32 protein-coding genes are annotated in these 26777 nt (G+C 56.5%); 15 read left to right on the top strand and 17 right to left on the bottom strand.

The genetic code is table 11. The features are described from left to right. Window positions 1-131: 131 nt before the first annotated feature. The 3 genes from HY751_14010 to HY751_14000 all read right to left on the bottom strand — a co-directional run bounded on the left by HY751_14010 (window position 132) and on the right by HY751_14000 (window position 1298). Entirely contained in the window at window positions 132-572 is a 441-nt protein-coding gene (locus HY751_14010) for a hypothetical protein (GenBank protein MBI4667512.1), read from the bottom strand. A gap of 305 nt (window positions 573-877) precedes the next feature. Beyond that, a complete protein-coding gene (locus HY751_14005; GenBank protein ID MBI4667511.1) occupies window positions 878-1087 on the bottom strand; it encodes a type II toxin-antitoxin system HicB family antitoxin in 210 nt (69 codons plus the stop codon). Further along, window positions 1080-1298 (bottom strand): type II toxin-antitoxin system HicA family toxin, encoded by a 219-nt coding sequence (locus tag HY751_14000; protein ID MBI4667510.1) that lies wholly within the window; start codon window positions 1296-1298, stop codon window positions 1080-1082. Before HY751_14000 ends, HY751_14005 begins: the two co-directional genes overlap by 8 nt. A gap of 259 nt (window positions 1299-1557) precedes the next feature. Here HY751_14000 and tsaD point away from each other — a divergent pair, with 259 nt between their 5' ends. Further along, window positions 1558-2583: a tRNA (adenosine(37)-N6)-threonylcarbamoyltransferase complex transferase subunit TsaD gene (gene tsaD / locus HY751_13995; GenBank protein MBI4667509.1), complete on the top strand. Its 1026-nt coding sequence runs from the start codon at window positions 1558-1560 to the stop codon at window positions 2581-2583. A 1-nt stretch (window position 2584) separates the two neighbouring features. Here the strand turns inward: tsaD and HY751_13990 are convergent, their stop codons facing one another. Then, a complete protein-coding gene (locus HY751_13990; GenBank protein MBI4667508.1) occupies window positions 2585-2944 on the bottom strand; it encodes a hypothetical protein in 360 nt (119 codons plus the stop codon). A gap of 126 nt (window positions 2945-3070) precedes the next feature. Next, window positions 3071-4405, bottom strand: coding sequence for a cbb3-type cytochrome c oxidase subunit I (locus HY751_13985; GenBank protein MBI4667507.1), 1335 nt, complete (start codon window positions 4403-4405; stop codon window positions 3071-3073). A gap of 645 nt (window positions 4406-5050) precedes the next feature. On the opposite strand from HY751_13985, the gene HY751_13980 reads away from it, so the two are divergent. Then, window positions 5051-5776 carry a hypothetical protein gene (locus tag HY751_13980; protein MBI4667506.1) on the top strand — a complete coding sequence of 242 codons (726 nt, stop codon included), beginning with the start codon at window positions 5051-5053 and terminating at the stop codon, window positions 5774-5776. A gap of 6 nt (window positions 5777-5782) precedes the next feature. Here the strand turns inward: HY751_13980 and HY751_13975 are convergent, their stop codons facing one another. The 6 genes from HY751_13975 to acpS all read right to left on the bottom strand — a co-directional run bounded on the left by HY751_13975 (window position 5783) and on the right by acpS (window position 9566). Further along, window positions 5783-6064, bottom strand: coding sequence for a DUF2442 domain-containing protein (locus tag HY751_13975; GenBank protein MBI4667505.1), 282 nt, complete (start codon window positions 6062-6064; stop codon window positions 5783-5785). Between the two features lie 14 nt (window positions 6065-6078). Beyond that, window positions 6079-6339, bottom strand: a complete 261-nt coding sequence (locus HY751_13970) for a DUF4160 domain-containing protein (GenBank protein ID MBI4667504.1) — start codon at window positions 6337-6339, stop codon at window positions 6079-6081. Window positions 6340-6451: 112 nt separating this feature from the next. Beyond that, window positions 6452-7048: a recombination protein RecR gene (gene recR, locus HY751_13965; protein ID MBI4667503.1), complete on the bottom strand. Its 597-nt coding sequence runs from the start codon at window positions 7046-7048 to the stop codon at window positions 6452-6454. A 4-nt stretch (window positions 7049-7052) separates the two neighbouring features. Continuing rightward, entirely contained in the window at window positions 7053-7373 is a 321-nt protein-coding gene (locus HY751_13960) for a YbaB/EbfC family nucleoid-associated protein (GenBank protein ID MBI4667502.1), read from the bottom strand. A 28-nt stretch (window positions 7374-7401) separates the two neighbouring features. After that, complete coding sequence (dnaX, locus tag HY751_13955) at window positions 7402-9078, bottom strand: DNA polymerase III subunit gamma/tau (GenBank protein ID MBI4667501.1); 1677 nt, start codon at window positions 9076-9078, stop codon at window positions 7402-7404. Between the two features lie 50 nt (window positions 9079-9128). Then, complete coding sequence (gene acpS / locus HY751_13950; protein MBI4667500.1) at window positions 9129-9566, bottom strand: holo-ACP synthase; 438 nt, start codon at window positions 9564-9566, stop codon at window positions 9129-9131. A gap of 156 nt (window positions 9567-9722) precedes the next feature. Between acpS and HY751_13945 the strand changes: the two genes are divergently transcribed. Both HY751_13945 and HY751_13940 read left to right on the top strand, forming a co-directional pair. Beyond that, on the top strand, window positions 9723-11126 hold the full coding sequence (locus HY751_13945; GenBank protein ID MBI4667499.1) for a TrpB-like pyridoxal phosphate-dependent enzyme: 1404 nt from the start codon (window positions 9723-9725) through the stop codon (window positions 11124-11126). 559 nt (window positions 11127-11685) lie between these two features. Then, window positions 11686-11871 carry a DUF2065 domain-containing protein gene (locus tag HY751_13940; GenBank protein ID MBI4667498.1) on the top strand — a complete coding sequence of 62 codons (186 nt, stop codon included), beginning with the start codon at window positions 11686-11688 and terminating at the stop codon, window positions 11869-11871. 16 nt (window positions 11872-11887) lie between these two features. On the opposite strand, the gene HY751_13935 is transcribed toward HY751_13940, so the two are convergent. Both HY751_13935 and HY751_13930 read right to left on the bottom strand, forming a co-directional pair. Then, the gene (locus tag HY751_13935) at window positions 11888-12757 is read right to left on the bottom strand and encodes an OmpA family protein (protein MBI4667497.1); all 870 of its coding nucleotides are present in this window, start codon (window positions 12755-12757) and stop codon (window positions 11888-11890) included. A gap of 667 nt (window positions 12758-13424) precedes the next feature. After that, window positions 13425-14705: a glucose-1-phosphate adenylyltransferase gene (locus HY751_13930; GenBank protein MBI4667496.1), complete on the bottom strand. Its 1281-nt coding sequence runs from the start codon at window positions 14703-14705 to the stop codon at window positions 13425-13427. A gap of 521 nt (window positions 14706-15226) precedes the next feature. On the opposite strand from HY751_13930, the gene HY751_13925 reads away from it, so the two are divergent. Both HY751_13925 and HY751_13920 read left to right on the top strand, forming a co-directional pair. Continuing rightward, on the top strand, window positions 15227-15721 hold the full coding sequence (locus HY751_13925; protein ID MBI4667495.1) for a hypothetical protein: 495 nt from the start codon (window positions 15227-15229) through the stop codon (window positions 15719-15721). Between the two features lie 170 nt (window positions 15722-15891). Further along, window positions 15892-16278 (top strand): hypothetical protein, encoded by a 387-nt coding sequence (locus HY751_13920; protein ID MBI4667494.1) that lies wholly within the window; start codon window positions 15892-15894, stop codon window positions 16276-16278. 194 nt (window positions 16279-16472) lie between these two features. Here HY751_13920 and HY751_13915 read toward each other — a convergent pair whose 3' ends face one another. Next, on the bottom strand, window positions 16473-17222 hold the full coding sequence (locus HY751_13915; protein ID MBI4667493.1) for a zinc ribbon domain-containing protein: 750 nt from the start codon (window positions 17220-17222) through the stop codon (window positions 16473-16475). A gap of 157 nt (window positions 17223-17379) precedes the next feature. On the opposite strand from HY751_13915, the gene mtnP reads away from it, so the two are divergent. From mtnP to HY751_13880, 7 genes are all read left to right on the top strand, one after another. After that, window positions 17380-18228 (top strand): S-methyl-5'-thioadenosine phosphorylase, encoded by an 849-nt coding sequence (gene mtnP / locus HY751_13910; GenBank protein ID MBI4667492.1) that lies wholly within the window; start codon window positions 17380-17382, stop codon window positions 18226-18228. Window positions 18229-18256: 28 nt separating this feature from the next. Further along, window positions 18257-19588: a glutamate-1-semialdehyde 2,1-aminomutase gene (gene hemL / locus HY751_13905; GenBank protein MBI4667491.1), complete on the top strand. Its 1332-nt coding sequence runs from the start codon at window positions 18257-18259 to the stop codon at window positions 19586-19588. Between the two features lie 755 nt (window positions 19589-20343). Continuing rightward, complete coding sequence (locus HY751_13900) at window positions 20344-21195, top strand: segregation/condensation protein A (GenBank protein MBI4667490.1); 852 nt, start codon at window positions 20344-20346, stop codon at window positions 21193-21195. A 3-nt stretch (window positions 21196-21198) separates the two neighbouring features. After that, window positions 21199-22035: an SMC-Scp complex subunit ScpB gene (gene scpB, locus HY751_13895; GenBank protein ID MBI4667489.1), complete on the top strand. Its 837-nt coding sequence runs from the start codon at window positions 21199-21201 to the stop codon at window positions 22033-22035. Then, on the top strand, window positions 22016-22786 hold the full coding sequence (locus HY751_13890; protein ID MBI4667488.1) for an rRNA pseudouridine synthase: 771 nt from the start codon (window positions 22016-22018) through the stop codon (window positions 22784-22786). Before scpB ends, HY751_13890 begins: the two co-directional genes overlap by 20 nt. Beyond that, window positions 22783-23805 carry a GHMP kinase gene (locus HY751_13885; protein MBI4667487.1) on the top strand — a complete coding sequence of 341 codons (1023 nt, stop codon included), beginning with the start codon at window positions 22783-22785 and terminating at the stop codon, window positions 23803-23805. Before HY751_13890 ends, HY751_13885 begins: the two co-directional genes overlap by 4 nt. A gap of 40 nt (window positions 23806-23845) precedes the next feature. Further along, window positions 23846-24349 (top strand): macro domain-containing protein, encoded by a 504-nt coding sequence (locus HY751_13880; GenBank protein ID MBI4667486.1) that lies wholly within the window; start codon window positions 23846-23848, stop codon window positions 24347-24349. Between the two features lie 22 nt (window positions 24350-24371). Here the strand turns inward: HY751_13880 and HY751_13875 are convergent, their stop codons facing one another. Together HY751_13875 and HY751_13870 are read right to left on the bottom strand one after the other, a co-directional pair. Then, the gene (locus HY751_13875; GenBank protein MBI4667485.1) at window positions 24372-25019 is read right to left on the bottom strand and encodes a hypothetical protein; all 648 of its coding nucleotides are present in this window, start codon (window positions 25017-25019) and stop codon (window positions 24372-24374) included. Window positions 25020-25022: 3 nt separating this feature from the next. Further along, the gene (locus tag HY751_13870) at window positions 25023-25220 is read right to left on the bottom strand and encodes a DUF542 domain-containing protein (protein MBI4667484.1); all 198 of its coding nucleotides are present in this window, start codon (window positions 25218-25220) and stop codon (window positions 25023-25025) included. A gap of 157 nt (window positions 25221-25377) precedes the next feature. Between HY751_13870 and HY751_13865 the strand changes: the two genes are divergently transcribed. Both HY751_13865 and ispE read left to right on the top strand, forming a co-directional pair. Further along, the gene (locus HY751_13865; protein MBI4667483.1) at window positions 25378-25572 is read left to right on the top strand and encodes a hypothetical protein; all 195 of its coding nucleotides are present in this window, start codon (window positions 25378-25380) and stop codon (window positions 25570-25572) included. Between the two features lie 60 nt (window positions 25573-25632). Next, window positions 25633-26493 (top strand): 4-(cytidine 5'-diphospho)-2-C-methyl-D-erythritol kinase, encoded by an 861-nt coding sequence (gene ispE, locus HY751_13860; protein ID MBI4667482.1) that lies wholly within the window; start codon window positions 25633-25635, stop codon window positions 26491-26493. A 9-nt stretch (window positions 26494-26502) separates the two neighbouring features. On the opposite strand, the gene HY751_13855 is transcribed toward ispE, so the two are convergent. After that, on the bottom strand, window positions 26503-26772 hold the full coding sequence (locus HY751_13855; GenBank protein ID MBI4667481.1) for a hypothetical protein: 270 nt from the start codon (window positions 26770-26772) through the stop codon (window positions 26503-26505). Between the last annotated feature and the right edge of the window lie 5 nt (window positions 26773-26777).

Here is a 26777-nt window from a genome sequence, read left to right as displayed (position 1 = left end):
CTCAAGTTATGCGCCAATGGGTATAAATACCCCGGCGCCGGATTGTTAATTGGATTCAACCGCCCGGAAAACCCGGACACGCGGATAGATATCCGGCCGTAACGCCGGAACGGCAAAAGCGTGACGGGAACTTAGGCTGTGGGAGGTCTTGGGTTGGGTTCGTCGGTTCTAAAATGGGGGACGATGCGCCCGGTAACAGGCTGAGCGCCTTCATACAGGGGCAAAGGCTTTGCCGCCTGGTACGTGATCATGTGAAAAATCTTGCCAGGATCGTAACTGGCAATGGCGTCGCCAGGGCCGCACATGGAATGGCAACATTCATCGACCGCCGCTACCACCAGCGGCGCGCCGTGGCATTTGCCGCCATGTTTGTGTGATGCGGGCGATGCGCTTGCGCCTTCAGCGGCCATGGCGCCCCGCGAAGTTTCCACCTGCCCGTGGCTAAGCCCGCAAATGACGTCCGCCAGCCCCACTTCGGCTATTATCGCCTCCGCGTCGCGGGCCTCGGCCTGCGGGGCGGCCACGAAAAGCCACAAGGGTAGCGCGAAAACTATGGCGGTTATAAATCGCATTTTGCTGTTTTCCGGGTAATAAACGGGCATAGCCCCATGAACTTGATGGCGCATATTACCAGCGGCGGAGAAAAAAAACAACAGGGAGAGTTTTTTCGTGGTGTCTCAGTTTGAATCTCAAATAACAGACAGATCCTTCACTTCGCTTGCGCTTCGCTCAGGATGACAATGTTATCAACGGCTTTTATATTGTCATTCCGGGCGTAAGCGAAGAATCTCCCCCGTACTTTCAAACTGAGACACTACCGGATTTTTATCCCTCGCCCCCACATCCCGCTTCCCCGGCGTCGCACGGCGCAGGCTTCTTACACTTCCACATATCGGAACACCGCCGAGGGGGATGGAATAGATTCCCCCGTTTGCTTCATATCCTCAAGATGCATATGAATGGCCTGGCGCATTAATTCTTCCGTTTCCTCAATTGTCTCACCAACGGCTACGCACCCTGGCAAATCCGGCGCGAAAGCTGAAAAGCTGTCACCGTATTTTTCAATAAAGATAAGGTATTTATTCATTCTGGCCTCCGCCGCCCGCGCCGGGTGTTTTAATATCCGCCTGTTTTAGAACACTGTTTACTACGAATGGATGAACATCGGCTGACGGCTTTCCGGCGATTGTAACCGTCCCCTTTTTCTGGCTGTGATGAAATTGCATGTGGCTACCTCTTTGCCGAACCATAAACCAGCCATCTTTTTCTATTAGACGCGCAAGTTCCTTCACTTTCATCAGAAAATTTTATCACGGATAATGTTTGAAGAATCATTTGGCTTCCCCGGCGTCGCCCGGCCCTGGCTTCTCTTTTGTTCTCCAGACCCGTGGTCGGCGACCGCGGTGAAGCATAAGTTGCCACCTGAACGAAGGCGAAGGGTCCCGCCCTTCGGCAAACTCGGGACGGCAACGTGTCATTTGTCATGGTGGGCCTGTCATGGCCAGCTTGCCGGGCCACGAACCATGACAAATACAATTGCTGTATCATTGACATGCCATGAACGAAAATAACCTTCTAACACTGGGGCTGGAGACCTCCTGCGACGAGACCGCCGCGTCGGTGGCGCGGGGACCGTTCGAGATACTATCCTCGGTGGTGGCGTCGCAAACGGACATCCATAACAAATACGGCGGCGTGGTGCCGGAACTGGCCTCCCGCCGTCACGCGGAGCTTATAAGCCCGCTGGCGATGGAGGCGCTGGACAAGGCCAGGGTATCCATTCAAGATATCGGCCTTGTATCCGTCACCCGGGGGCCGGGGCTGGTGGGGGCGTTACTGGTGGGCGTGTCCTACGCCAAAGCTTTCGCCTACGCCAGGAACATCCCCCTTATTGGTGTGAACCATCTGGATGGGCATGTGTACGCCGCGTTTCTTGAAAATCCCCAGGCGCCTTTGCCCATGGTTTCCCTGCTGGTGTCCGGCGGCCATTCGGAGCTTTTCGTGGTGCGGGAGATAGGCAAACTGGAACGGCTGGGCGGAACCCGGGACGACGCGGCGGGGGAAGCTTTCGACAAGGTGGCCAAGATGCTGGGCCTTGCATACCCCGGCGGGCCGGAGGTGGAAAGGATGGCCCGGCAAGGGTCGGCGAAATTCCATGTGCCTGTGGCCCTTCCCGGCGACACGATGGATTTTTCGTTCTCCGGTCCCAAGACCGCTGTGAAGAACATCATCCGCGCCCAGGAGAAAGCTGGCGGAGTGATGCCCGTGGCGGACATTTGCGCCTCGTTCCAGAAATCGCTGATAGACGCGCTGATAGCGAAAACAAAGGTGGCGGTGGATGTGTCCGGCGCCAAATCCATCTCGGTGGGCGGCGGCGTGGCCTGTAACGGCGCCTTGCGGGAAAGGATGCGGACGCTGGGCGCGGCGCTGGGCCTGCCGGTGATTATCCCATCGGTGTCATTATGCGCCGACAACGCGGCGATGATAGCCGCCGTGGGAGCGTATAAATATCTCGCAGACAGCGCCAACCCCGCCTTCATGGATTACATGGAGCTGGACGCCGACCCGGCCTGGGAGCCGTAACCTACCGGCTCTTCACTATATACCCGTAAAGCTCCACTATCTGCTTTTCGGCAAGCCCTATCTGGGGCGGCATTTCTTTCCAGCGGTACTTCTGTTTCTTCGGGGGTTTGCCGGGCCATTTGGATCCGTTCATTAACTGGTTCCGAAACTGGTCAAGGGTATAGGTGGACTCCGAAAGGTCCGGCGCGGACCGGGGGCCGATGCTTCCCGGATAGTTGTGGCAGTTCCTGCACATGGCGTAAACCGCGGGCGCATCCGCCGCCACGCAAACCTGCGGCCATATGGCGAATAATGCAATGCCGAATAATACCGGGTAGTGTCTCAGGGTGGACTTCCTAACGCGCGTTTTGTCCGGGCTCATGGCTCGTGGCTCGACAAGCTCGCCATGACAGGTTCACCATGACGGCAATGAATTGTCACCCTGAGCTTGTCGAAGGGTGAACGCCTCGGCTAAACTTAAGCGCGCCATTCCATCCTGCTCCATAGCTTACGCGTCTGTACGTTTGGCCAGCGCCTTTATCATGAACACCACGAATATGGCGCCACTGGTGATGGCCAGCGCGCCGCCGATGCCCATTACGCCCATTCCCAGCACTTTCATGGCGTCGTCCAACTCCTGGGCCTGGCCAAAAGTTTTGCGGGGCAATCCCCGGGTGCCGCCGATAAAAAGGCCGATGACAAACATGGCCTGGCCCACGCCATAAAGCCCCAGCTGGAACTTTTTCCATTTCTCGCTAACGGCCAGCCTGCCGTTCTCCGTCATGGCGGATAGCCCCATGGTCATAAACGCCAGTGTAACCGCGCCTATCACGCCGTGATAGTGGGCCGGTATCCGCGTGTCGCTCCCTTCTATGGTCAGCGATATGAATCCGCCCAGCGCGAAAAGAGTTATGGAGGCCAGCAAGCCCAGCGACGCGCTCCCCTTCCCGCCTATGGCGCTCCACCGGCTGGCCACAGCATAGCCGAAAACTACTGGGCCGAACGACAAACCCCACCCTTTAAGCAGTAAGAAGAAAGTCCTGTGCTCCGTGGAAACCACCGGGGCTTTGGCGTAATAAAGCGGGCCGGCCACTATGAATAGCGCCATGGCCGCGAACACAAGCCATGCCGCCTTCTCCTTTACAACCGCCCCGCCGGAAAGGCTCCTGCCCAAAATGGCCCAGGCGGCCATCATGCCCGCCGTGTTGGCGAATTGCAGAACATGCCCCCCGCCCCAGAATAGCGATTCGAAGAACAGCCGGGACACATCCATTCCGGGGGTGGAGTTCAACTCGACAGCCGCCAGCGCGAAACATGTCACCGCCACGACAAGCGCAAACCCGGCCAGCAACAACGCGCCGCCCTCGGAGGCTTCCACGGCCTTCGATTTAACCGTGGCCTCATACACCGCCGGGGCGCGGAACACAAAGCCCAGTATGGCGGAAACGAAAAACACCAGCAGGCCCGTGAAATATAGCGGCGCGTTCAGCACCGGCACATAGTTGTTCAACTGCGGGAAAGCCGGGCCGGAAAACGGGGTGGCCACTATGAACAACACGCCCATCAAGGCGCCACCAGCGGCGAAAAGCTCATGCCTGGGGGTTTGCCTGTCCGCCGTGACGTAATACATAAGGAATATGGCGAAGGCCAGAAACCATATCACCACCGCCAGCACCACATGGGTAACCAGCGCGGTCTTGAAAAAATCCTGCTCGGTGAAGAGCATGTTGAAACCCGGCGCGCGGCTCAACACTATAAGGAACGCATAGGCGCCCATGAAAGCCATGGAGGTGATGGCCACGCCCAGCCATGCCGTGGCGCCGTGTCTGCACGGGAATTTCATTTCGGATAAACTCCAACAGGCGATGAATGAAGGCAGTATGTTACATCAAGCGGGCGGCATGGTTCAACGGCGTCCGTGGACAGAGCCGGAATGAAACACCAGAGTTGAGTTGCCACCCGAGCTTGTCGAGGGGTGATGGGGGGGCATGGTTCGATAAACTCACCATGACAAGGTTACTCCGTGGCCACCCATCTAGCGCTTCCCCGTGGCCGCCGGGGGCTGTTGCCCAAACCGTTTCCCGCAATGTCACCCCGGCCAAGCGAAGCGCGAGCCGGGGCCACGACCTTATCTGTATTTGAAAAGAGGCCCTGATCCCGGGTCTCCGCTTGCGCTACGCCCGGGACGACATCGCTGAAACGGCGCTAAACTATTTGGGCAACAGCCCGGCCGGACCACGGCTCTTAGTTGAGGTAGTGAAAACCGGGGTCGGGCGACCCCGGAGAAGCGGACAATGCTTACTCGTGGTCGCCCATCGAACGCTTCCCCGTGGTCGCCCGACCACGGAGAAGCGGGCCCCCCCGCTTTATCCCGGAAAGGCAACATACCTCCCGTCAAAAATCCATCTACGCGCCGGTTTGGCACGGATTGTGTTCTTGTTATTTATCGCGGATGTCCGCGTCAATTGGATGACGGGATTTTTGAACGATGGATAACAAGACCGGCGGAGACATGATGGAATCGAGGCTTACCGCCCTTGAAAAAGAGGTGGGGCAAACCCTGGATTCGCTGAAAAGCGCTTTGGGCGGATATCGGGACAAGCTTAAAACCAGCAGAGCCCGCAAAGCGCAGGCGAAGGAACGGCTGGACAAGCTGGCCGCTCTGCGCAAAGAGACCGCCGACACGCTAAAAAAGCTGGTTAAGAACATAGATCTGCTTAAAAAAGACCTTCTGCGTTCCCGCGAGGAGCTATCACGCCTCAAACGGGAAGAGACGGTTGTAAAAGGGAAATACCTGGAAATGCTCACCGGCCGCCTGCCCGGCACGGGCAAGGAGGAGATAAACGGAGCTTTCGATTCGCTGTTCGAAAAAGACAAGGAAGAGCTGGCCGCGCGCAAGGAGCAGTTTTTGGCAACCCTTTCCGGCGCTTTTTCCGAACTGGAGGGGCGGCTGAAAGAAATGGAAGACAAGCGCAAACGCCTAACCGAAAAGACAAGCCAGGCCGATGACGGCGTGAAATCCGGCGAGCGCAAACGGGAAATACTGTTCGAAAAGCTTTCGATTTACCGTTCCGAAACCGTGGAGCTGGAGCGGACCCTTGCGATAGCCGCCGTGGAGGAGGAAAAACTTTTCGCCGAATATTCCGGCTTTGTAAGCCGGTTCAAAAACTGCCTGAACCAGTCACAGAAAGCAAAACCGGCCGGAGGGATGTAACAGTTATCAACCAGCCTTGGCTTTGCTTCTGTAGTCGGGTATGGGCTGGCCGGTAATGACGGAATAAACCACGTCCGGGTCAAGGTCGGCTCCGCATTCCCACTCAATGGAGCCCAGTTCACTGTTCACCCGCACCTTGTCAAAACCGGTTTTTTCACTTAACGGGGCAAACACACCGGAGAATGACACCAGCGCCGAAACATCTATCTCCCCTTCCGCGCCATCCTCGAACCTGACAAAAAGGCGGTGGTCATTAAGCGGCTTCACAGACACGACATCTTTAAGCATGGTATGTGTCCTCCCTACTCCAATGGAGCGATGGATTTCAACCCTTTCATAGCAAGCGCCAACTCCCAATCCTCGTAAAGCTCGGCCCTGTGCGCCAACGCCCATTCTGTAACCATCCCAAGGACGCGCGGAGCCAGATATCCATCGATGACCGAAAGGCTCTCTATGGATATTATCGCCTTTTGCCCGCCATATCGAGCGTGGAAATGCGGTGGCGCGTGGTCTTTGTAATACATGGCGATAATGATACCAAAGAACCTGCATATTTCAGGCATAAGGGTATTGTCTTCTTTTGAAACCTGTCTATCAATCTGTATCTGTCTAATTGAATTCCGGACCAATTGCTAATTGCGCTTAAGCCATTTTATTATCCGGTTGAAATAGCCTTTACATCCTAAGCCTTCCCCCCAGGGATTTGCTCAGCGTCATCTCGTCGGCGTATTCCAGATCGCCACCCATGGGCAGGCCCCGGGCTATGCGGGTGACCACCACGCCGGCGGGTTTCAACAGTTTGGCGGCGTACATGGCGGTGGCCTCCCCTTCGGCGTTGGGGTTTGTGGCCAGTATCACCTCATTCACGCCGCCCGTCTCCACCCGCGCCACAAGCTCTTTCAGCTTTAACTCTTCGGGGCCGATCCCGTCCAGCGGCGAAAGGGCGCCCATCAACACATGGTACACGCCCTTGTATTCCCCCATCTTCTCCAGCGCGTAAACGTCGTGCGCCTCTTCCACCACGCAAATGGTGGCGTGGTCCCTGCCGGTGTCCGCGCAAATGCCGCACGGGTCTTGCTCCGTGATGGACATGCACACCGAGCATAGCCGCGCTTTCTCCTTCACATCCGTCATGGCCTGGGTGATCTTCCCCACTTCGTCCGGCGTGGATTTTAAAATATGGAACGCCAGCCGCTCGGCGGTCTTGCGCCCCACGCCGGGAAGGGTTTGAAGGCGCTCCACCAGACGCGCCAGCGAATCGGAGCCTGTCACGTTGTTACAGCATCCCCGGCAGGTTCACCGGCAGGCCAGCGGTGAGTTTGGAGAACTCGTCGTCTTTCATCTTTTTCGCCTTGGAAAGCGCGTCGTTCACCGCCACGGCCAGCAGGTCTTCCAGCATACCGGTGTCCGCCGGATCCACCACGTCTTTGTCTATGGACACGCTTTTTATCTCCAGCCCTCCGGTGACGGTCACTTTCACCTTGCCATGGCCCGCTTCACCCTCGATGGTTTTGCCGTTAAGCTCTTCCTGGGTTATCGCCATTTTCTTCTGCATCTGCTGGACCTGCCGCATCAGGTTCCCAAAACCTTTGGACATCTCTTAAACTCTCCAATAAATTCGATAATCAGTTATCCGATGGCGGGTTTAACCTGCCGTCTTTCCTTACCTTCACGTCCACAATGTCCCCGCCGAATATCTCCAGTGCGCTCTGCACGATGGGCGTTTCGGTGAGGTGTTTTTTTATGGAGGATTCTATCTCCTTATTCCTTGCTAACTGGGGGTCAGTTTCCTTTTTTTTTTCAGGCTGGTAAACAACCACCTGCCGCAACGCTTTTCCGGTGACTTTCTGGGCGATGTCCTCCAGTGTCTTCCTGGTTTCCGGCTCTTCCAGATGTTCCCTGGCGAGCAGGTCGTCCACCGTTATCGTATAGTTCATGTCCCGCAGGGCCAGGGTTGCGTTCTGCAGATATCCAATGAGAACCGGGCGGGCCGTCTGGAACGCTTTCTTTAAATCTTCCGCGCCGCCCTGGCTGAAGGCTTTGGTTATCTCCGCCGGGGCGGGCTCCAGGTTTGGCTCCAGCTTTTTAGCGGCGTTTGAGCCCTGCGGAATGCGCAAAGGCGCCGGGGCGGCCCTTTCCGCGCCGGGAACCCCTTTTTCCACGATGGCCTCGGCGCGGGCCACCCTGTCCAGAATGTCCTCTATTCGCGCCATGCCACGTTTTTCCGACAGCCGCAGAAGCCCCATGGCAAGGTTCAGCGTTGGCATGTGGGAATACCGCATCTCTTCCATTGTCTGCACAAGGGAGCTGAAGAACCTTTGTATCTCGTCGAAATCCAGCGCCCGCGCCCAGTTTTCCACCGGGGCGCGCTCCTCTTCGGCAAGCCGCGCCGCGTTTTCCGGTTTTATCTTAACCGCCATGATGTCCCGCACGGTTTCCAACAGCTCTTCCACGAACAGCGCCGGGTCGTAACCCGACTGGGCAACCATCTCCGACAGCTCCAACAGCGACGCCTTGTCCTGCCGGGTCGCCGCGTCCATGACATTTATCAGCGTGGACCTGTTGACCAGACCAAGTATCAGCTGGATGTCCTCCTCGGTAACTTTTCCGCCGCCATACGCCGCCGCCTGGTCGAACAGCGACTGCGCGTCCCGCATGGAGCCTTTGGCCCGCCGCGCCAACAGTTGAATGGCCGTGGGCGTCGCCTCCACCCCCTCGTGTCCGGCTATCATCTCCAGCTGTTTTGCGATGTCGGCAAGGGAGATGCTCCGGTATTCGAACACCTGGCACCGGGAAAGTATGGTCACCGGCACCTTGGCCAGTTCCGTGGTGGCGAAGATGAACACCACGTGGGCGGGCGGCTCTTCCAGGGTTTTCAACAGGGCGTTGAAACCGTCTTTGGTTATCTGGTGGACCTCGTCGATTATGTATATCTTGTGCCGCGAACTGGTGGGGGAGAACCGGGCGTTCTCCCTCAGCTCCCGGATGTTCTCAATGCCACGGTTGGAGGCTCCGTCTATCTCTATTACGTCAACAGATGTCCCTGCGGCTATCTCCTTGCAATTGGCGCATTCAAGGCAGGGTTCCGCCGTGGGGCCTTTTATGCAGTTGAGCGCCTTGGCAAGGATCCGGGCGGTGGTGGTCTTGCCCACGCCCCGCGTCCCGGCGAAAAGATAGCCGTGGGCTATCCTGCCCGAGTTCAAGGCATAGCCCAGGGCGCGCACGATGTGCTGTTGCCCCACCACCTGGGAAAAAGTTTGGGGCCGGAATTTCCTGGCCGATACTACGTGTTTTTGTTCCATGGGAATTTTATATCAGAAAACCAGAGCCGATATTGTAACACCAAGGGAGCCTAACGGCCGGAAGAAGGCTTTTTTGGGTCCGCCAGCGCCGTCACAAACGCCACGGCGTAACCATCTTTCTCGTGGGATATGGTTACGTCCATGCTCTTGATCCCCAGTTCCCGGGCCAGTTCCTCGGCCTTTCCGGTGAGGATGATGAACGGCCTGCCTTCTGCCCCCCGGCCCACCTCCACATTGGTGAAGGGGATAACCCACACCCCTTTGCCCAGCAGTTTCATCACCGCCTCCTTGGCGGCGAACCGGGCGGTATAAGATGGATACGGGTCCGCCTGGGTGGAGCAATACGCTATCTCCCGTTCGGTGAACACCTGATGGATGAACCGCTCCCCATGCCGTTCCGCCGCATGGCGGATGCGGTATTGCGAGCAAATGTCCACCCCCGCTCGGATAGCCGGGCCACCGGCCAGGGTTGCCGAAAAATCAATCATGCGGATATGTTAACAGATAACGCCGGGCCTATCGGCCAGCCCTTTAATCTTTCTTGATTGAAACTCCCTAAACCAACTAAAATCTCCACTACCCGGGGAAATTTCCGCAAACCTCCGGGCGCAACCTCTTATTTCACGAACCGGGGGGAAAATAAAATGCCTGAGCAAACCAAGTATCTCCTGAACAATTCGGATATCCCAAGGCAGTGGTACAACGTTCTGGCCGACCTTCCAAATCCGCCCCAGCCGCCGCTCCACCCCGGCACGGGCCAGCCCGTGGGGCCGCAAGACCTGGCCCCGCTTTTCCCCATGGCCCTGATCGAGCAAGAGGTAAGCGCCGAGCGGTGGATAGACATCCCCCAGGAGGTGCTGGACATTTACGCCATGTGGCGCCCTTCCCCGCTGTTCCGGGCCCGCAGGCTGGAAAAGGCGCTGGGCACGCCCGCCAGGATATTTTACAAGTACGAGGGCGGCTCGCCCGCCGGTAGCCACAAGCCCAACACCGCCGTGGCCCAGGCCTATTACAACAAGCAGGCGGGCATCAAAAAGATAGCCACCGAAACCGGCGCGGGCCAGTGGGGCTCCGCCATGAGCCTGGCGGGAAACATGTTCGGGCTGGAAGTGCTGGTGTACATGGTGAAGGTGAGTTACGAACAGAAACCCTACCGGCGGTACATGATGAACTGCTGGGGCGGCAAGGTTATCCCCTCCCCCTCAAACACCACCAACGCCGGAAGGATGATACTGGCCCGTGACCCCAACTCCACCGGTAGCCTTGGCATAGCCATATCCGAGGCGGTGGAAGTGGCCGCAACCAATCCGGACACCAACTATGCGCTGGGTTCGGTGTTAAACCATGTGCTATTGCACCAGACTGTAATCGGGCTGGAAGCGCAAAAGCAGATGGAGATGGCCGGGGCGTACCCGGACGTGGTCATCGGCTGTTGCGGCGGCGGCTCCAACTTCGGCGGCATCGCCCACCCCTACGTCCGGGACAGGGCTCACGGCAAGAACGTGCGCATTGTGGCGGTGGAGCCCGCCTCATGCCCCACCCTCACCAAGGGGATATACGCCTACGATTTCGGCGACACCGCTCAGCTTACGCCCCTTATCCCATCGTTCACCCTCGGTCACGATTTCGTACCGCCCGGCATCCACGCCGGCGGCCTGCGGTATCACTCGGCGTCGCCCATCACAAGCCAGATGTTGCTGGACAACATCATCGAGGCGGCGGCCTATCCCCAGCTGGAGTGTTTCGACGCGGCCATCACCTTCTGCCGCGCCGAAGGGATAATCCCGGCGCCGGAATCCTCCCACGCCATCCGCCACGCCATTGTGGAGGCCCAGCGGGCGAAAGAAGAAGGGAAAGAGCGGGTGATACTGTTCAACCTTTCCGGCCACGGGCATTTCGACATGGCCGCATACGACAATTATTTCGAAGGCAAGCTTGTGGACGACCGGATGGACGAAGCGGGCGTGGAACGGGCCTTGAAAGCCATAGAGCCGTTACCCAAACCCGCAGGCTACACCGGCAAACCCAGGGAGGCCGTGGAAGTTTAGATAGTCAGGGATTTCTCTTCTCCTTGCCTCTCCCCTCGAGGGAGTGGCAGGGAGATGGTTCAGACCTGATACATCATTTACACATTGACCGGGGACATCGTTTACACCTTAGGTTGGCCGGCGAGATCAAACGGAAGGGAAAGAAGGGTGGTGTCTCAGTTTGAATCTCAAATAACAGACAGATCCTCCACTTCGCTTGCGCTTCGCCCGGGATGACAATGTTATCAACGGCTTTTATATTGTCATTCTGGGCGTAAGTGCCCCCCCTTACTTCCAAACTGGGACACTACCGAAAGAATCTTTATATCGCGAAAGCCCCATCGGCGGGCATGTGGGATTGATCACGAAGGATGAGGATCTTTTCAATATATATTACTGGAAACCCATGACTGGGTATCTGGACGGAAGAACCGGTAAAATACGCCGTCCTGCAAATAATGTAACAGGCCGTGCAAGCGCGCCATAAAAACCGCTTCGTCTGTAATCCCGCCCATTAATCCTTAACCGGGCGTTTTTTTGTATAATGGTTTTTTCCATATACACCCGAGGCGCTGTTTAAATGAAGCTTTTCGTGATGGTCGTTGGCATGGTGATGGTTATCGAAGGTGTCCCGTATTTCGTGGCGCCGGAACAAATGAAAAAAGTCTCGGCCATACTCCTCAAGACTCCCCGCACGGCCTTGAGGATGGGCGGGTTAATGCTTATGGTGGCCGGGCTTATACTTGTAGCGCTCGGTAAATTCTAGACACGCGCTCCGCCCGCTAGTGGGTGGCGGGGGCGGGCGCTCCCGCGCCAGCCGCGCCCTGCGCTGGGGCCGGGGCGCCATTGCCGTCTTCTTTAGACTTATCCTTCCTGCTATTGTCCAGCAGTACTATGTTCACCCGGTTGTTCACCACGCTCCCCGGATTTGCCTTGTCCACCAACAGCCTGTCACCGTAACTTATGATCTTCTCGATGGAAAACGGGTTCACCCCGCTGGCTTCCAGCTCCGCGCGAACGGCCATGGCCCGGGCCAAAGACATCTCCCACGCGCTATCCTCTTTCTGGTCTTTGAAAGTCTCCGAATGGCTCTCTATGGAAAGCCTGGTAACATGCCCCTTTATGTTGTCCGCCACCGCGTGGATGATTTTCTTCGCGTTGTCGGTTAGAACCGCGCCCCCCGGCTGGAACAGCCTGCTTTTCTCCGTATCGCCTATCTCTATGCGAACCCCTTCTTCCGCCGAGTTCACCCGCACCTGGTCGGCTATCTCCATAAGTTTGGACACCAGCGCCTTTTCAATTTCAGACATTACCGGCTTTCCACCCGGCATCTTTTCGGAGATCTTCTCGCTGTCCACCGACAGCGACGTTATAAGGTCGTGCTGTTCTTCGGTAAGGTTGCGGGAGCCGGACTCCATAAACGGCAAGCCCCCCTTCACGTTGGAAAGGCTCACGTTGTTGAAGTATTGGGACAGCAGTATTTTCTTCTCCTTGGACACCATGCTTAACAGCCAAAGGAGCAGGAAAAACGCCATCATGGCCGTAACGAAGTCGGCATAGGCCACTTTCCATGACCCGCCGTGATGTCCGCCGTGGCCTTTCTTGACTATCCGGATAATCTCCGGCTCCACATTCTCTTCTTTCTTAGCCATATAACCTGTAACAGTAACATACATTCCAAAGCCTGGCTTTGGGCGAAACTTTGGAATAATACCATATCATGGGAGCTGTTGTGAGGACAGGATTGGGGTGGCGATTTAAACGCTTCCCCGTGGTGGCCCGACCACGGATTCCTACTCTAACGCTTCCCTGTGGTGGCGTTTGAAAGTACAGGGGAGATTCTTCACTTACGCTCAGAATGACAATATAAAAGCCGTTGATAACATTGTCATCCTGAGCGAAGCGCAAGCGAAGTGAAGGATCTGTCTATTATTTGAGATTCAAACTGAGACACCACCTATAAAGGAGGTGGCGCTATGAACGCTTCCCCGTGGTGGCCCGACCACGGATTCCTATGCTGGCAACCTGTTGACTTTCCCCTGGGCGATTAGCAAATCGCCCCTACTGGATATCGCCCGGGGTCGGGCGACCCCGGCGAAGCGGATGAAGAAAGTTTGGCTATAAAGGGGTGGTGTCCCAGTTTGAAAGTACAGGGGAGATTCTTCACTTACGCTCAGAATGACAATATAAAAACCGTTGATAACATTGTCATCCTGAACGAAGCGCAAGCGGAGTGAAGGATCTGTCTATTATTTGAGATTCAAACTGGGACACCACCTATAAAGGAGGTGGCGCTATTGCGCGCCACGAATACCGCTGTTAAATCACCGCGCCCGGCGGCACCACAGCCCCTTTGGGGATAACCACAACCCCGTTGCGGATATGGTAAAATTCCCCATCCTCGTGTTCGGTATTGTGGCGGTTTACTATTTTCGCCCCGGCGCCGATGGTAACGTTCTTGTCCAGTATCGCCCTCTTGATAAGCGTGTTCGGCCCGATGCCCAGGGGCGGCCTGGCCGATTCCATCTCCGGCCGTTTGTAGTAGTCCGCCCCGAATATCACCGCCTCCTCGATGTGCGACCCGGCCCCTATGGAACTCCGCAACCCGATTACCGATTTTATGATGGCCGTCCCCTCGTCTATAAAGCAACCGTCGCTTATCATGGACTCGGTCACATGCGCCCCCATCAGCCGGGAGGCGTTCAGGTAGCGCTGGTTGGTGAAAATCTTGCTGGCCTCGTCACCGTAAAAGTCGAATTCCGGCCAGCGGGCGCCAAGCATTATGTTGGCCTCGAAGAATGATTTTATGGTTCCTATGTCTTCCCAATACCCGTCGAAAAGGTGGGCGCAGGTTTTATATCGCGAAAGGGCCGAGGGTATAACGTCCCGTCCGAAATCTATCTGGCTTTCATCCTTCAATATCTCCAGCAGGACCCTGGAGTCGAACACGTATATCCCCATGCTGGCCAGCCATCTTTTATCCGTGTAGGCTATACCCGTTTTCGCGGCGAACTCCTCGGAAACCCGGTAACGCTCCACCACCTCGGCGTCCTTTGGTTTCTCCACGAAATCCACTATGGAATCTTCGCCGTCTATGCGCATGATGCCGAAAGCGTCCACCTTGTCCCGCTCCACCGGCAGGACGCCGATGGTTATGTCCGCGTCGTGGGCCTCGTGGGTCTCCAGCATTTTGCGGTAATCCATCTTGTAAAGCTGGTCGCCGCTTAATATCACCACCCGCTTGTATTCGGGCAGATGGGCCAGGCTCACGCATTTGCGAACCGCGTCGGCGGTGCCCTGAAACCAGTCTTCCCGCCAGAAATCCGTCTGGGTGGCCGCAAGCACGCTCACGAAACTGTTGGTGAACGAGTCCATCCTGTAAGCCTGGGCCACATGATGGTTAAGGGATGCGCTGTTAAACTGGGATACGATGTATATCTGACGCAGGCCGCTGTTTATGCAGTTGGAGATGGGCACGTCTATCAAACGGTACTTCCCGCCCAGAGGCACCGCCGGTTTGCATCGTTCCTTGGTGAGCGGGTAAAGCCTTGTGCCCCTGCCGCCACCGAGTATCATCGCCAGCGTGTCAGACAACGACACTCTTAACATCAATACACCCCCAAAACTTCACCGCCAAAAAACATTAGAGCCACTTTTTACCGGCGCCCGCTGGCGGTATGCAGGTTTGAATAAGGGCGGCGCGGCCTATGGCGTGGATCGTGTTTAAAAATATTACCCGGCATTTGGGTTTTGGGCAAGTGTACTTATTGTAATCACGAAGGTTTTAATAATAAATTCATCTTCGCCCACCATAATTGATAAAGACTCATTTAAGGACACTCCGTTATGGACATTTGTCCTGAATCAGGACGCTAGCCGCTATTCGATAAGCCGGGAAAGTTATGGGGGCGTAACCGGCACTCAAAATTATAATTCATTACATTTCATAAGGATAGCTATCAAATGAGACGTAACTAACATGCATCTTTATTCATGGCATGGAACCTGCTTTTCCTGTCGAAGACTTGAGAGAGGGAGCCTATAACAAGGTTCATGGCAATGGGCTTTTAGGGAAGCCCTTTGCGGAAATATAAAACATCATTTGGAGGTCTTTTTTTTAAATGAACAACTCACTTATCCGTTACGCCTTCGCGGCCCTTCTGGCGGTGGCTCCGGTGATGATGAGCGCCTGCGGCTCCTCGTCTTCTTCCGGTGACAGCTCGTCCACTTCCGGCGGCACTTCCGGAGATACGTCCACCAGCGGCGGCACGTCCGGGGACACTTCCACCTCCGGCGGTACTTCCGGTGACACTTCCACCTCCGGCGGAACCTCTGGCGAACCGGCTCCGGCCCCCACCCCGGCCGCCTGTAACACCGCCGACGCCACCTCTTACTGGATAACCGGCGGCCCGGCCAACACCGCCATCACCATCACCGAGACCTCCGGGACGGTTCTTACCGCCACCACCGACTCCACTGGCGCCTTCTGCGTCACCGGCAACCCTGCGGGCGGTTACACCTCCTCCACAGCGGCCGGTACCATGGTCACCCGGCCCACCAGCGGCTCCTGCGCCACCGGCGGCGCCGCGTGCCACAACGTGTTGCCCCTGCGGTAACGCGTAACGGGCGTAAACCGGTTTAACGGTTTGCATTTGTAAAAGGTTTTGTAAGACGGCTCCCGGCCTTAAAAAGGCTGGGGGCCGTTTTTGTGATTCACATCAAGGGAGGATGTTTGAACCGGATGTTCCCATCTAAAATGATTTGCAACGGGGCAACGGCGTTCCTATTGCTCTCCGCGATTTCTTTATCAGCTTGCGGTGAGGAATTAGGGGGGAGCCTGGGAGAAAGCGGAACCGGCAAGTCCAGCCATAACACGGGACGCAACTGTAAAGAGTGCCACAGCGCCACCTACGCCGGAAGCGTGTATCAGGATGGCGGGGCCAGAACAGCCCCTGGCGCTGTTATCGTTATCACCGAGTCCGGCGGGTCGGTAATAGAAGTGGTGGCCGACGCCAGCGGCAACTTTTACACCCAGCGCGGCGCCCCCTCCGGCGGATATTCCGCCACGGTCCAGGGGAACTCCATGCCCATGGTCACCCAGCCCACTAGCGGCGCCTGTTCAGCGGGCGGATGCCACGACGGTTCCAGCGTCCCGGTGGTGTACCAGAATTAGGGGGTGATATACAAATTAAGCGCTTCCCCGTAGTCGTCATATAAACGCTTCCCCGTGGTCGTCATATGAGCGTTTCCCCGTGGTCGCCCGACCACGGATTCCTGTGCTGGCAACCTGTTGACTTACCCTGGGCGATTAGCAAATCGCCCCTACTGGGGATATCGCCCGACCACGGTTCCATTTCCCTTCTAGTTCTACTCCAACCTCAACGAACCGAAAAACCGCTCTTTATCCTCGGCCAGGGTAAGAAGCGGCGGATGCATCACCGCCAGGGCGTACATCCTGTCCCCCTTGCGGAAAACCCGGATGGTGGCTTTTCTTATGTTGGCGGAAAAATTGTATTCCTTGCCCCGGTATCCGGCGATTTCCACATCACTCTGCGACTCTACCCGGGCGGCAAACCCCAGCTCCTTTATCACCCCGTCCCGGAACCCGGCGAAACCTTTTTCATCGTCCCATTCCACAGGCTGGCTGGACTGGTATTTATAATCCGCAACCATCACCGCGTAATAGATGCCGGGTATGCCGAACAATGGCGCCACCTGGTGGAACTCCGAAGTCAGGTACACAGTTATGGAAGGGTCCGGCCTTACCGTGGAGCTGTCGGTTTGTGATTCCGGCGTTCCGGGGAACTCCAGCGTGAAACCCCTGGTGGGCGACGTGAATTCCCGCCAGTTGTTCAGGTCGTGATGTATCCAGAGCCCCGCGCCCAGAAACGCGATTAAAATGATGGCCGGCTGGATGTACCCAACCCAGTCTTTGGAATCTTTTTTGACGGCGTAAGGGTTTAACGGCTGAACCTTGATTGAGCTACTGGTTGACCTGCTGGGTTCGCCCCTTTCCTGCCTCTCCTGCCTTTCGCGCCATTTGCTGAAAATAATGCCGCATCGTTCGCATTCTTTCGCGCCATCCGGTTGCTTATGGCCGCACTTGGGGCATTCCATGGTATGGGCCTTTATTGTGGAGTCTTTGTTTGATGATGCATCCGGAACGGTCCATTGTCAACGCGATAGCGGATGGTTATTTCCCCTCTTGAAGGCCGGGCGCCGTTATGCGATAGTTATCCGTCCATAAATCGCCCATAACTGGAGATTTTCACCAATGACCATCGGCATCATCGGCGGCAGTGGCCTGTACGAAATGGAAGGGCTTTTGAACGTAAAATCCGTAAAGGTGCCCACCCCTTTCGGCGACCCTTCGGACGAGATTGTCACGGGAACCCTGGACGGGGTTGAAATGGCCTTCCTGCCCCGCCATGGCCGGGGTCACAGGATTCTCCCCTCGGAGCTTAATTTCCGCGCCAACATTTGGGCCATGAAAAAGCTGGGGGTGGAACGCATCATATCCGTCTCCGCCGTGGGCTCGCTCAAAGAGGAAATCCATCCCGGCCACGCCGTGGTGATAGACCAGTTTATAGACCGCACCCGGGGCAAACGGGCCGACACTTTCTTCGGTAACGGTGTGGTGGCCCATGTATCTTTTGCCGACCCTGTGTGCGGCTATCTGGCCGGTGTCCTCCACGAGGCAACCAAAAAGGTGGGCTGGACATCCCACATGGGCGGCGCATACGTCTGCATGGAAGGGCCGCTGTTCTCCACCCGGGCCGAGTCGCGCTTGTACCGTTCCTGGGGGGCCGAGGTTATCGGCATGACCAACCTGCAGGAGGCCAAGCTGGCCCGCGAGGCGGAAATTTGTTACGCCACCATCGCCCTTGCCACCGATTACGACTGCTGGCACAACGAAGTGGTCACCGTGGAGCAGGTTATCGCCACAATGAACGCCAACGTGGCCAACTCCAAGGCGGCCATCAAAGCTGGCGTGCCCATGATAAAAAAGGAGCGCGACTGCGGTTGCAAAGACGCGCTCAAACACGGCATCATGACCAACCCGGCGATGATTCCCGCCAGCGCCAGGAAAGACCTGGAGCTTATAATAGGCAAATACGTCTGACCCATTACACTGGAGTTTTATTTTCTAAATGAGCGAATCTTCCCGCCTGTTCGAACAGGCCAAGAAAGTCATCCCCGGCGGCGTCAACAGCCCCGTTCGCGCCTTCCGCGCCGTGGGCGGCGCCCCTGTGTTCGTAAAAAGCGCCAAAGGGTGCAAGATCACCGACGTGGACGGCAAGGAATATATAGACTACGTCAGCTCATGGGGTCCCATGATAGCCGGACACGCCAACCCCAGGGTGCTGGGCGCCATCGGTAGCGCCATGGTTAACGGCACCAGTTTCGGCGCCCCCACCGGGATGGAAACCGAGATGGCCGGGCTTGTGGTTAAAGCCGTGCCATCGGTGGAAATGGTGCGGATGGTAAGCTCCGGCACCGAGGCGGTGATAAGCGCGATCCGCCTTGCCCGCGGATACACCGGGCGCGACAAGATAATAAAGTTCGACGGGTGCTACCACGGCCATGGAGACTCCATGCTCGTGCAGGCCGGTTCCGGCGTGGAAACCCTGGGCCTGCCAGACTCCCCCGGCGTGCCCAAAGCCCTGGCGGAGCTTACCCGGTCGCTCCCCTATAACGACCTGGACGCCGTGGAGCGGGAATTCGAGGCCGAAGGCAAATCCATAGCCTGCGTGATAGTGGAGCCTGTCATCGGCAACATGGGGGTGATACTCCCCCAGCCGGGCTATTTAAAAGGGCTCCGCTCCCTTTGCGACAAATACGGCGCCCTGCTGATATTCGACGAGGTTATAACAGGCTTCCGGCTGGCTTTAGGCGGCGCGCAGGAGCTTTATCATGTTACGCCGGACCTTACCACCATGGGCAAGATAATCGGCGGCGGCCTCCCTGTGGGCGCCTACGGCGGCAAACGGGAGATCATGGAACAGGTGGCCCCGGCGGGCCCCATATATCAGGCTGGCACCCTCTCGGGCAATCCGCTGGCCATGGCGGCCGGGATGGAGACGCTCAGGATTCTGGCCGAACCGGGCGTTTACGGGAAACTGGACGACCTCACCGGCACCCTATGCGACGGCTTGCAGGGTCTTGCGCAGGAGGCGGGCGTTCCGGCGGTGTTCAACCGCGCCGGGTCGCTGTTCTCCATGTTCCTTACGGATGCGCCGGAGGTTTACGACTATAAGAGCGCCAAAACCTGCGACACCGCCAGGTTCGCCAAATTCTTCCTGGCCATGCTGGAAAACGGGGTGTACATGGCCCCCAGCCAATTCGAGGCGGGTTTCATGTCCCTGGCCCACACCAAGGAAGACATCTGGAAAACCCTGGAAGCGGCTAAAAAAGCTGGGCGATTAGCAAATCGCCCCTACTGGATATCTCCCGGGGTTGGGCGACCCCGGCGAAGCGGATGAAGCAAGTTTGGCTATAAAGGGGTAGTGTCCCAGTTTGAAAGTACAGGGGAGATTCTTCACTTACGCTCAGAATGACAATATAAAAGCCGTTGATAACATTGTCATCCTGAACGAAGCGCCAGCGAAGTGAAGGATCTGTCTATTATTTGGGATTCAAACTGGGACACCACCTATAAAGGAGGTGGCGCTATGAACGCTTCCCCGTGGTCGCCTCATGACCGCTTCCCCGTAGTCGCCATATGAACGCTTCCCCGTGGTCGCCCGACCACGGTTTCCTGTGCTGGCAACCTGTTGACTTACCCAGGGCGATTTGCAAATCGCCCCTACTGGATATCTCCCGGCCACGGATTCCTTTTCCCCGCCTTGGCAAGGCGGGGTGGCGAAGGCGAAGCCTTTCGCCGGGGCGGTTCCTTAGGTTGCGGTACGGCGTCATAACGATCCGCATACCGCGTACATCGTTCGCTCCTAACACAGGGTGAAAACTCCAACAAATGCCCCATATTTTTCATCCTTTTCAAATCCTCCAAATCCCTCAAATTCTCCTTTTCCTCCACCTTCGGTTAAAACCCCGGGTCTTTCGAATTACCATGCCTCTCATGGCCGGTTACGGCTGGCGGACAGTTAAAAAAGGCTACCCGCAAAACAGGAACCTTATTTGGGCCATATTTTGGTTTGATGGTTTATAATGGCAAGTTTACACACGGGGCCGGATTGGGAAACAAAGGGCTTCAAATAGCCTAACACTATAAAAAGACATGAGTTACAACGTTAAGCTGGATGTTTTCGAGGGGCCGCTGGACCTCCTTTTGCACCTGATAAAGGAGAACCAGCTGGACATTTACGACATCCCCATAGCCACCATCACCGAGCGGTATCTCGAATATATAGAGATAATGAAATCGCTCAACCTGGAGGTGGCCGGGGAGTTCCTGGTTATGGCGGCCACCCTTACCTATATAAAATCCAAAATGCTTCTGCCAAAACCCGAAGTGGCCGAGGAAGAGGCGATGGAAGAGGGTGAAGACCCCCGCGAAGAGCTTATCCACAAACTGGTGGAATACAAAAAGTTCAAGGAAGCGGCCCTGAAACTCAGGGAAATGGAGCTGGACCAGACCCAGACCTTCACCCGGATACCTTCCAAGGCGGATATGCCCGACGAGGGGGAAATACTTCTGGAAGTTAGCGTTTTCGAGTTGCTGGGCGCATTCCAGAAGATACTTCAGCGGTTCGGCGCCGAATCCAAATACACCGTCACCCTGGAGGAGATGTCCGTAACCGACAAGATAAACGAGATGATGACCCGGCTGGACACCGAGGAGTTCATAACGTTCGACTCGCTCTTCGCCACCTCAAGGGTGAAAATGGAGATAATCGCCACTTTCCTGGCCCTGCTGGAGGTTATGCGGCTTAAGCTGGCCCGGGCCAGCCAAACCCGGGCGGGCGGGGAAATTGTCATCTATAAAGCTATTGAAGATGAAGGCCCCATCGGGGCGCAGGAGCCCGAACTGCCCTTGGGCGGCGCGGCGGAAAACGTGGAGCCGTCCAATCCCCCGGCGGCGCCGGGGCCGGCCGAAAGGCCCGTTGAAGAAAATAATCTTGGAGAGTGACCTTTGGATCAGCAACAGGTAAAGGCGATAATCGAGAACATCCTTTTCGTAGCGGACAGCCCCGTTACCGTGGAGCGGCTTGTGGAGCTTTTCGACCGGGAATTCACCCGGGAAGAAATGCTGGAGTTCCTTTCGTCCATGCGGGAGGATTTTGAAAACCGCCCCACAACGCTGGTGGAGGTGGCCGAGGGGTGGCGGTTGCAGACCCGGGCGGAATACGCCGGGTGGGTAACCCAGTTCTATAAAATGGAAAAGGGGCAAAAACTGGGCCGGGCCGCCTTGGAGGCGCTGGCCATAATCGCATACCGCCAGCCCATCACCCGGGCGGAGGTGGATGAGATCCGCGGGGTGGATTCTGGCGCGGCGCTCCGGGGCCTGATGGAAAAGAACCTCCTCCGCGCCATGGGCCGGAGAAAAGCCCCCGGCAAACCAATGATGTACGGCACCACCAAGCGGTTTTTGGAATATTTCGGTCTGGCCCGCCTGGCGGACCTGCCAACGCTGGACGAGTTCGCCGAGGAGCTGGAAGCCATGATGTCCCTTTCGCCGCAACAGTCGCTGGAGTTTGCGGACGATGAAGGGGAAGGCGGCGTTTCCGGCGAAGTTGAAACCGTCGAGGAGGGGGAAATTGAAACTCTCGAACCGGCCGGGGAGACAGCCGAAGAACCCTCCAATGATGAGGAATCCGTCGAGGTGGAAGAGGGGGGCGTGGAGGAAGACGGCCTTGCCGTAATAACCAAAGGTTTTGAGGCGGAAGAAGACCCCGAAGGGGAAAGCTTGCGTTCCCGTTATATTGAAGACACGGAAGAATCGGGACAGGATGACGCAAAAGAAGAGTGAGGACGGCAGTCCCGCTAAAGTACGCCTTCACAAGATAATCGCCGCCACGGGGCAATATTCCCTCCGCAAGGCCGAGGCGCTTATCGCGTCGGGAAAAGTTTCCGTAAACGGCGTTACGGTGCGGGTTAAAGGTGTTTCCGCCGACCCGGAAAACGACATCATCAAGGTGGAAGGCAAGGTTCTGGCCCAGGCCCCCCGCAAGATATACCTGGCCATGTACAAGCCCAAGGGGGTAGTCACCACCCGGTCGGATGAGGAGGGGCGGCGCACCGTTATGGATTATCTGCCGCCGGGATATATGAATGTGTATCCCGTGGGCAGACTTGATATTATGTCCGAGGGGCTTCTACTGCTCACCAACGACGGGGCTTTCGCCCAGGCCGTGCTTTCGCCGAAAAACCGGGTTGAGCGGGTTTATCTTGTCAAAACCCGCAACACGCCCGATGAAAAGGCGCTAAAGAAAATAAAAGGCGGCGTCACCATAGAAGGTGAGCGGCTGGCGGCAGACTCGGTGGAGGTTACCGAGGTTGTAGGCTCCAACTGCTGGCTGAGGATGGTGCTTACCGAGGGGCGCAACCGTCATATACGCCGTCTGCTGGAAACGCTGGGGCACCCGGTGCTGAAACTTAAAAGGGTGTCCATCGGGAACATAACCCTGGGAATGATAAAGCCGGGGGATATGGTCCATATACCCGTGGAGGCGGTGAATAAACTGATGAAATCCGCTGGCCACAAGGTAAAGGGGAAATGAAACCGTTTGAGACTGTGGACGCCGTAGCCCCAACCCGGATAGACCTGGCCGGGGGAACCCTGGATATATGGCCGTTGAACCTGTTTTTCGAAGGGGCGGTGACCATCAACATGGCCATATCCATAAAAACCACCGCCACCGTTACCCCGCGCGATGACGGCAAAATAGTGCTGGTCTCCGAAGACACCAACCACCGGGTGGATTTTGCCGACATAGATTCAATTAACCATCATCACCCGCTGGGCCTGCTGTCGCGTCTGCTGGAGCATTTCGCCCACGACGACCACACCGGAGCCCAGATTGTAACCCGATCGGAAGCCCCCGCCGGGGCCGGGCTGGCGGGTTCTTCGGCGCTGAACATAGCCCTGTGCGGCGCACTGGCCAAAGCCACCGGACGTAAAGTGACCAAAGAAAAACTCATCCAGGTGGCCAAAGACGTGGAGGCGGCCCTGCTTAGGACCCCCACAGGGTTACAGGATTACGCCGCGGCGGTGTATGGCTCGGTGAACGCCTTCCATTTTCCCGCCGGGGGGATGGTCCGCGAAAAGCTGGATAACGCCGGGCCGTGGCTGGCCCGCCATGTTCTGCTTTTCTACTCTGGCAAATCCCGCTCATCCGGCATAAACAACTGGGAAATGTTCAAACGGGTTGTGGAGAAAGACAACGCCGTGGTGAAAAAATTCGACAAAATAACAACCTGCGCCCTGCGCGCCCTTATCGCGCTCAGGGAAGACGATTACGCCGCTTTCGAAAAAGCCGTGGGCGACGAATGGAACGCCCGCCGTTCCCTGTTCCCGGAAATTTCCACCCCCGTTATAGACCGGGCCATAGCCTCAGCCATGAAAAACGGCGCCCGTTCCGCCCGCATTTGCGGCGCCGGGGGTGGCGGCTGTTTCTTTGTGACCGCCGAGCCTCACAGGCAACAGGAAGTTATACGGGCCGTCACGGCGGAGGGGGCCACCCACCTGCCCTTTGGCATTTCCAGGACCGGCCTTAAAGTTTATAATCAATCCAGATAGAAACCGGAGACTTCTCGTGAAAAGCGGCCCTATTGAGCTTATGCAGGGGGATATAACGGAGATGGCCACCGACGCCATTGTAAACCCCTCCAACACCAGCCTTGTACTCGGCGCGGGGGTGTCCGGCGCCATCGCGGCCAAGGGCGGCGACGCCATACAAATTGAGATGAGCAAGATCGGCCAATGCCCCGTTGGGGACGCCGTGGTCACCGGCGCCGGGAACCTTAAGGCCCGTTACGTTATCCACGCCGTGGGCCCCCGCATGGGAGAGGGAAATGAAGACAACAAGCTTCACATGGCCACGCTTGCGTCATTGAAAAGGGCCGAAGAGCTTAAAATACAGTCCATATCCTTCCCGGCCATATCCACCGGGGTGTTTGGCTTCCCTGTGGACCGGTGCGCGGCGATAATGTTATCCACGGCCCTGGATCATTTTGCGCGGGAGGAGAACCAGAGCCTGCGCCGCATCGTGTTTTGCCTGTTCACAAAAGGCGACCTGGACGTGTTTATAAACACATTGAAATGGCTCAAGCCGGACATGTAAATAAAGGAGGGAAAGGTGGGCTTTACCCGATCCGTTCCACGCTAAATAAGCCGGGTATTTGCTCCAGAAGGATTTTCCTGTTCCTGCCCTGCCAGTAAGCGAAGAAAGCCTCCCGCTCCTCTTCGTTGGCCTTGCCGGAAACCACCTTGGCGAAATGCTGGGCCCCGGCCATTTCTTCTCCGGTCAACGGGATTATCGAAGGATTGGCGCGAACCCGCACTTTGACTCCGGTGTCCAGCCGGGTGAATTCGGCCAGAATGCCCTGCCCCGCTTCATCTTTAAGGTTCTCGTCATAAAGGAACTTATGAGCCCTGGCAAACCTTCCTCCCAGCCCTTTGAATCCGGTTTCCACCGCCGCCCCTGTGATGAACTGGATAACCTGCCCTATGGGCCCCGTGGCGCCATCCTCACGGCCTCCGGCTATGCGGGCGGAAATTTCACCCCTCACTGGGGTTTCGTCGCCAAAAAGGGCGTTCAAAGCCAGCTTGGTCATCATGAAAGCCGAAGACACCGACGCGCAGGCATGGCCCGCCACTTTCACGCAATCGGTATAATGGTAATGGATGAGTTCCCCGGGATTTACAGCCCCCAAGGCTTCGGCCAGAGGATCGCGCATGGAGATAGGCTCCACATCAGAGAAAAACCCCTGTTTCCACTTGGTATGGGCCATGGCTTATGTCCCCTTTTTTACGGCGGCGGTCAGATCGTCTAAAAGTTTCGACAGGTTCACACCGTTGAGTTCCGCCGCGTTCTTGATGCTTTGCGCCCCGCCACAACAGGAGTCCACTTTGTAACGGTTAAACACTTTCATGGTTTCAGGATACCGGTTAACTACATCGTTGATGGTCATGTTCTCCGCTATCGCGTTCATTTTACAGCCTTTCAAGAATAGTTTAGCTTATTGCTCGGTTATTACATATTAATTTAGAACCTTTTGCCTGCATGGTATATGACATAAGTCAGCGACCGGCTTTGGGGCGCATGTTAATTTCCCTAAAGCCCTGGAGCAGGCAGGCCGATAATTAGTTATGAAAAAGGGAGACCGTGTCATGGCCAGCTATCGTGATCTTTCGGACTATAAGAGCCAGGAGGCTTACGAGAAGCTCATGGGGCTGTTCGAGAAGAAGAAAGTGGGCTTCCGGGGCAAAACGTTCGTAGCCTCCATCGCCGGCCAGGCTCTTGCGGACTTTGTATTCGTTAATGGAAGGGCTTCCCAAGTCTGACCGCCACAAGGCTTAAAGCCCATACCGCCAGGCATCCCAGGGCTGATATAATCCTGCGGCATGACTATTACATCCAAATCACCAGCCAAGATAAACCTTGTCCTTAAAATCGTAGGGAAAAGGCCCGATGGTTACCATGAAATCCTGTCGGTCTTTCAAAAGCTGGACTTGTGCGACACCTTGTCCTTCACACCCAGGGATGATGGCAGGCTGACGCTGGCTTGCGACAACCCTGTTGTGCCTCTGGATGGGGCGAACCTGATAATAAAGGCCGCCGAAGCGTTGAGAAAACATGCGGGCGTAAAGGCTGGAGTGGATATAACGCTGATAAAACGGATTCCCATAGCCGCCGGGCTGGGTGGGGGAAGCTCTAACGCCGCCATCACGTTGCGGACGTTGAACGGACTGTGGAGGCTGAACGTTCCTCAAAAAGAACTTACATCCATAGCCCTATCCATCGGGGCCGACACCCCATTTTTCATGGGCGACTGGACCTGCGCGCTGGTTGAAGGTATCGGCGAAAAAATCACACCGTTGAATCCGCGAACATCATTCCCTCTGCTCCTTGTGAAACCCTTATTCGGTATTTCCGCTAAAGAAGCGTATCAGGGTTCAAGGTTCGATTTTAAGGGTTACCCTGACGTACAAGGGTTGATTGACGATGTGGAGTCCGGCGAGCCTGCAAGGTTGGCGCGCCGTTTGGATAACGATTTACAGCCCTGGGCTGTCCAGACCCATCCGGAATTGGTCACGCTACTTGACCGGATGATGGACACCAAGCCAGGGCCATTAAAAACCATAATGAGCGGAAGCGGCTCCACTCTATTTGGGATATATGAATCATGGGAGAGTTTGGCGAAAGCCTGCGAAAACCTTAAAACCGCCGCCCCATTTGTTATGGCGGCGAATAGCCTTGTATAAACGACGGGGTTATTTAAAGTAAAACCCGCAGTTTTCTATGTCGTCCGGAGCCAGGGGATAACGGTGGCATATCACCGGTTTTTCCTCCGGTTTGTCATGTAGCGCACAGTGATTAGAGGCGGTAAGCTTGTCGCAGGGGATTTCCAACTCAAAACACAACCTGTCCGCTTCGGGGGCCACATCGGTAATCTTCACGCCACGGAACCCGTAGTATTTCCGGGCCTCTTCCAGTGAACCGTGCTGGGAAAGCACGTTGCTCAACACACCCGTGATTCTCATCAAAC

This window comes from Nitrospinota bacterium, from assembly GCA_016208975.1.
Lineage (GTDB): Bacteria > Nitrospinota_A > UBA7883 > UBA7883 > JACRLM01 > JACQXA01.
Note: the sequence above shows the minus strand (reverse complement) of the source record. Positions and strands in the feature narration are given on the sequence as shown.

What these genes read in the sequence shown, in the direction of transcription:
- HY751_14010 (MBI4667512.1), bottom strand. Translation starts at nt 572, where the DNA reads ATGCGATTTATAACCGCCATAGTTTTCGCGCTACCCTTGTGGCTTTTC.
- HY751_14005 (MBI4667511.1), bottom strand. Translation starts at nt 1,087, where the DNA reads ATGAATAAATACCTTATCTTTATTGAAAAATACGGTGACAGCTTTTCA.
- HY751_14000 (MBI4667510.1), bottom strand. Translation starts at nt 1,298, where the DNA reads ATGAAAGTGAAGGAACTTGCGCGTCTAATAGAAAAAGATGGCTGGTTT.
- tsaD (MBI4667509.1), top strand. Translation starts at nt 1,558, where the DNA reads ATGAACGAAAATAACCTTCTAACACTGGGGCTGGAGACCTCCTGCGAC.
- HY751_13990 (MBI4667508.1), bottom strand. Translation starts at nt 2,944, where the DNA reads ATGAGCCCGGACAAAACGCGCGTTAGGAAGTCCACCCTGAGACACTAC.
- HY751_13985 (MBI4667507.1), bottom strand. Translation starts at nt 4,405, where the DNA reads ATGAAATTCCCGTGCAGACACGGCGCCACGGCATGGCTGGGCGTGGCC.
- HY751_13980 (MBI4667506.1), top strand. Translation starts at nt 5,051, where the DNA reads ATGGATAACAAGACCGGCGGAGACATGATGGAATCGAGGCTTACCGCC.
- HY751_13975 (MBI4667505.1), bottom strand. Translation starts at nt 6,064, where the DNA reads ATGCTTAAAGATGTCGTGTCTGTGAAGCCGCTTAATGACCACCGCCTT.
- HY751_13970 (MBI4667504.1), bottom strand. Translation starts at nt 6,339, where the DNA reads ATGCCTGAAATATGCAGGTTCTTTGGTATCATTATCGCCATGTATTAC.
- HY751_13960 (MBI4667502.1), bottom strand. Translation starts at nt 7,373, where the DNA reads ATGTCCAAAGGTTTTGGGAACCTGATGCGGCAGGTCCAGCAGATGCAG.
- dnaX (MBI4667501.1), bottom strand. Translation starts at nt 9,078, where the DNA reads ATGGAACAAAAACACGTAGTATCGGCCAGGAAATTCCGGCCCCAAACT.
- acpS (MBI4667500.1), bottom strand. Translation starts at nt 9,566, where the DNA reads ATGATTGATTTTTCGGCAACCCTGGCCGGTGGCCCGGCTATCCGAGCG.
- HY751_13945 (MBI4667499.1), top strand. Translation starts at nt 9,723, where the DNA reads ATGCCTGAGCAAACCAAGTATCTCCTGAACAATTCGGATATCCCAAGG.
- HY751_13940 (MBI4667498.1), top strand. Translation starts at nt 11,686, where the DNA reads ATGAAGCTTTTCGTGATGGTCGTTGGCATGGTGATGGTTATCGAAGGT.
- HY751_13935 (MBI4667497.1), bottom strand. Translation starts at nt 12,757, where the DNA reads ATGGCTAAGAAAGAAGAGAATGTGGAGCCGGAGATTATCCGGATAGTC.
- HY751_13925 (MBI4667495.1), top strand. Translation starts at nt 15,227, where the DNA reads ATGAACAACTCACTTATCCGTTACGCCTTCGCGGCCCTTCTGGCGGTG.
- HY751_13915 (MBI4667493.1), bottom strand. Translation starts at nt 17,222, where the DNA reads ATGGAATGCCCCAAGTGCGGCCATAAGCAACCGGATGGCGCGAAAGAA.
- mtnP (MBI4667492.1), top strand. Translation starts at nt 17,380, where the DNA reads ATGACCATCGGCATCATCGGCGGCAGTGGCCTGTACGAAATGGAAGGG.
- hemL (MBI4667491.1), top strand. Translation starts at nt 18,257, where the DNA reads ATGAGCGAATCTTCCCGCCTGTTCGAACAGGCCAAGAAAGTCATCCCC.
- HY751_13900 (MBI4667490.1), top strand. Translation starts at nt 20,344, where the DNA reads ATGAGTTACAACGTTAAGCTGGATGTTTTCGAGGGGCCGCTGGACCTC.
- HY751_13890 (MBI4667488.1), top strand. Translation starts at nt 22,016, where the DNA reads ATGACGCAAAAGAAGAGTGAGGACGGCAGTCCCGCTAAAGTACGCCTT.
- HY751_13885 (MBI4667487.1), top strand. Translation starts at nt 22,783, where the DNA reads ATGAAACCGTTTGAGACTGTGGACGCCGTAGCCCCAACCCGGATAGAC.
- HY751_13880 (MBI4667486.1), top strand. Translation starts at nt 23,846, where the DNA reads ATGCAGGGGGATATAACGGAGATGGCCACCGACGCCATTGTAAACCCC.
- HY751_13875 (MBI4667485.1), bottom strand. Translation starts at nt 25,019, where the DNA reads ATGGCCCATACCAAGTGGAAACAGGGGTTTTTCTCTGATGTGGAGCCT.
- HY751_13870 (MBI4667484.1), bottom strand. Translation starts at nt 25,220, where the DNA reads ATGAACGCGATAGCGGAGAACATGACCATCAACGATGTAGTTAACCGG.
- HY751_13865 (MBI4667483.1), top strand. Translation starts at nt 25,378, where the DNA reads ATGAAAAAGGGAGACCGTGTCATGGCCAGCTATCGTGATCTTTCGGAC.
- ispE (MBI4667482.1), top strand. Translation starts at nt 25,633, where the DNA reads ATGACTATTACATCCAAATCACCAGCCAAGATAAACCTTGTCCTTAAA.
- HY751_13855 (MBI4667481.1), bottom strand. Translation starts at nt 26,772, where the DNA reads ATGAGAATCACGGGTGTGTTGAGCAACGTGCTTTCCCAGCACGGTTCA.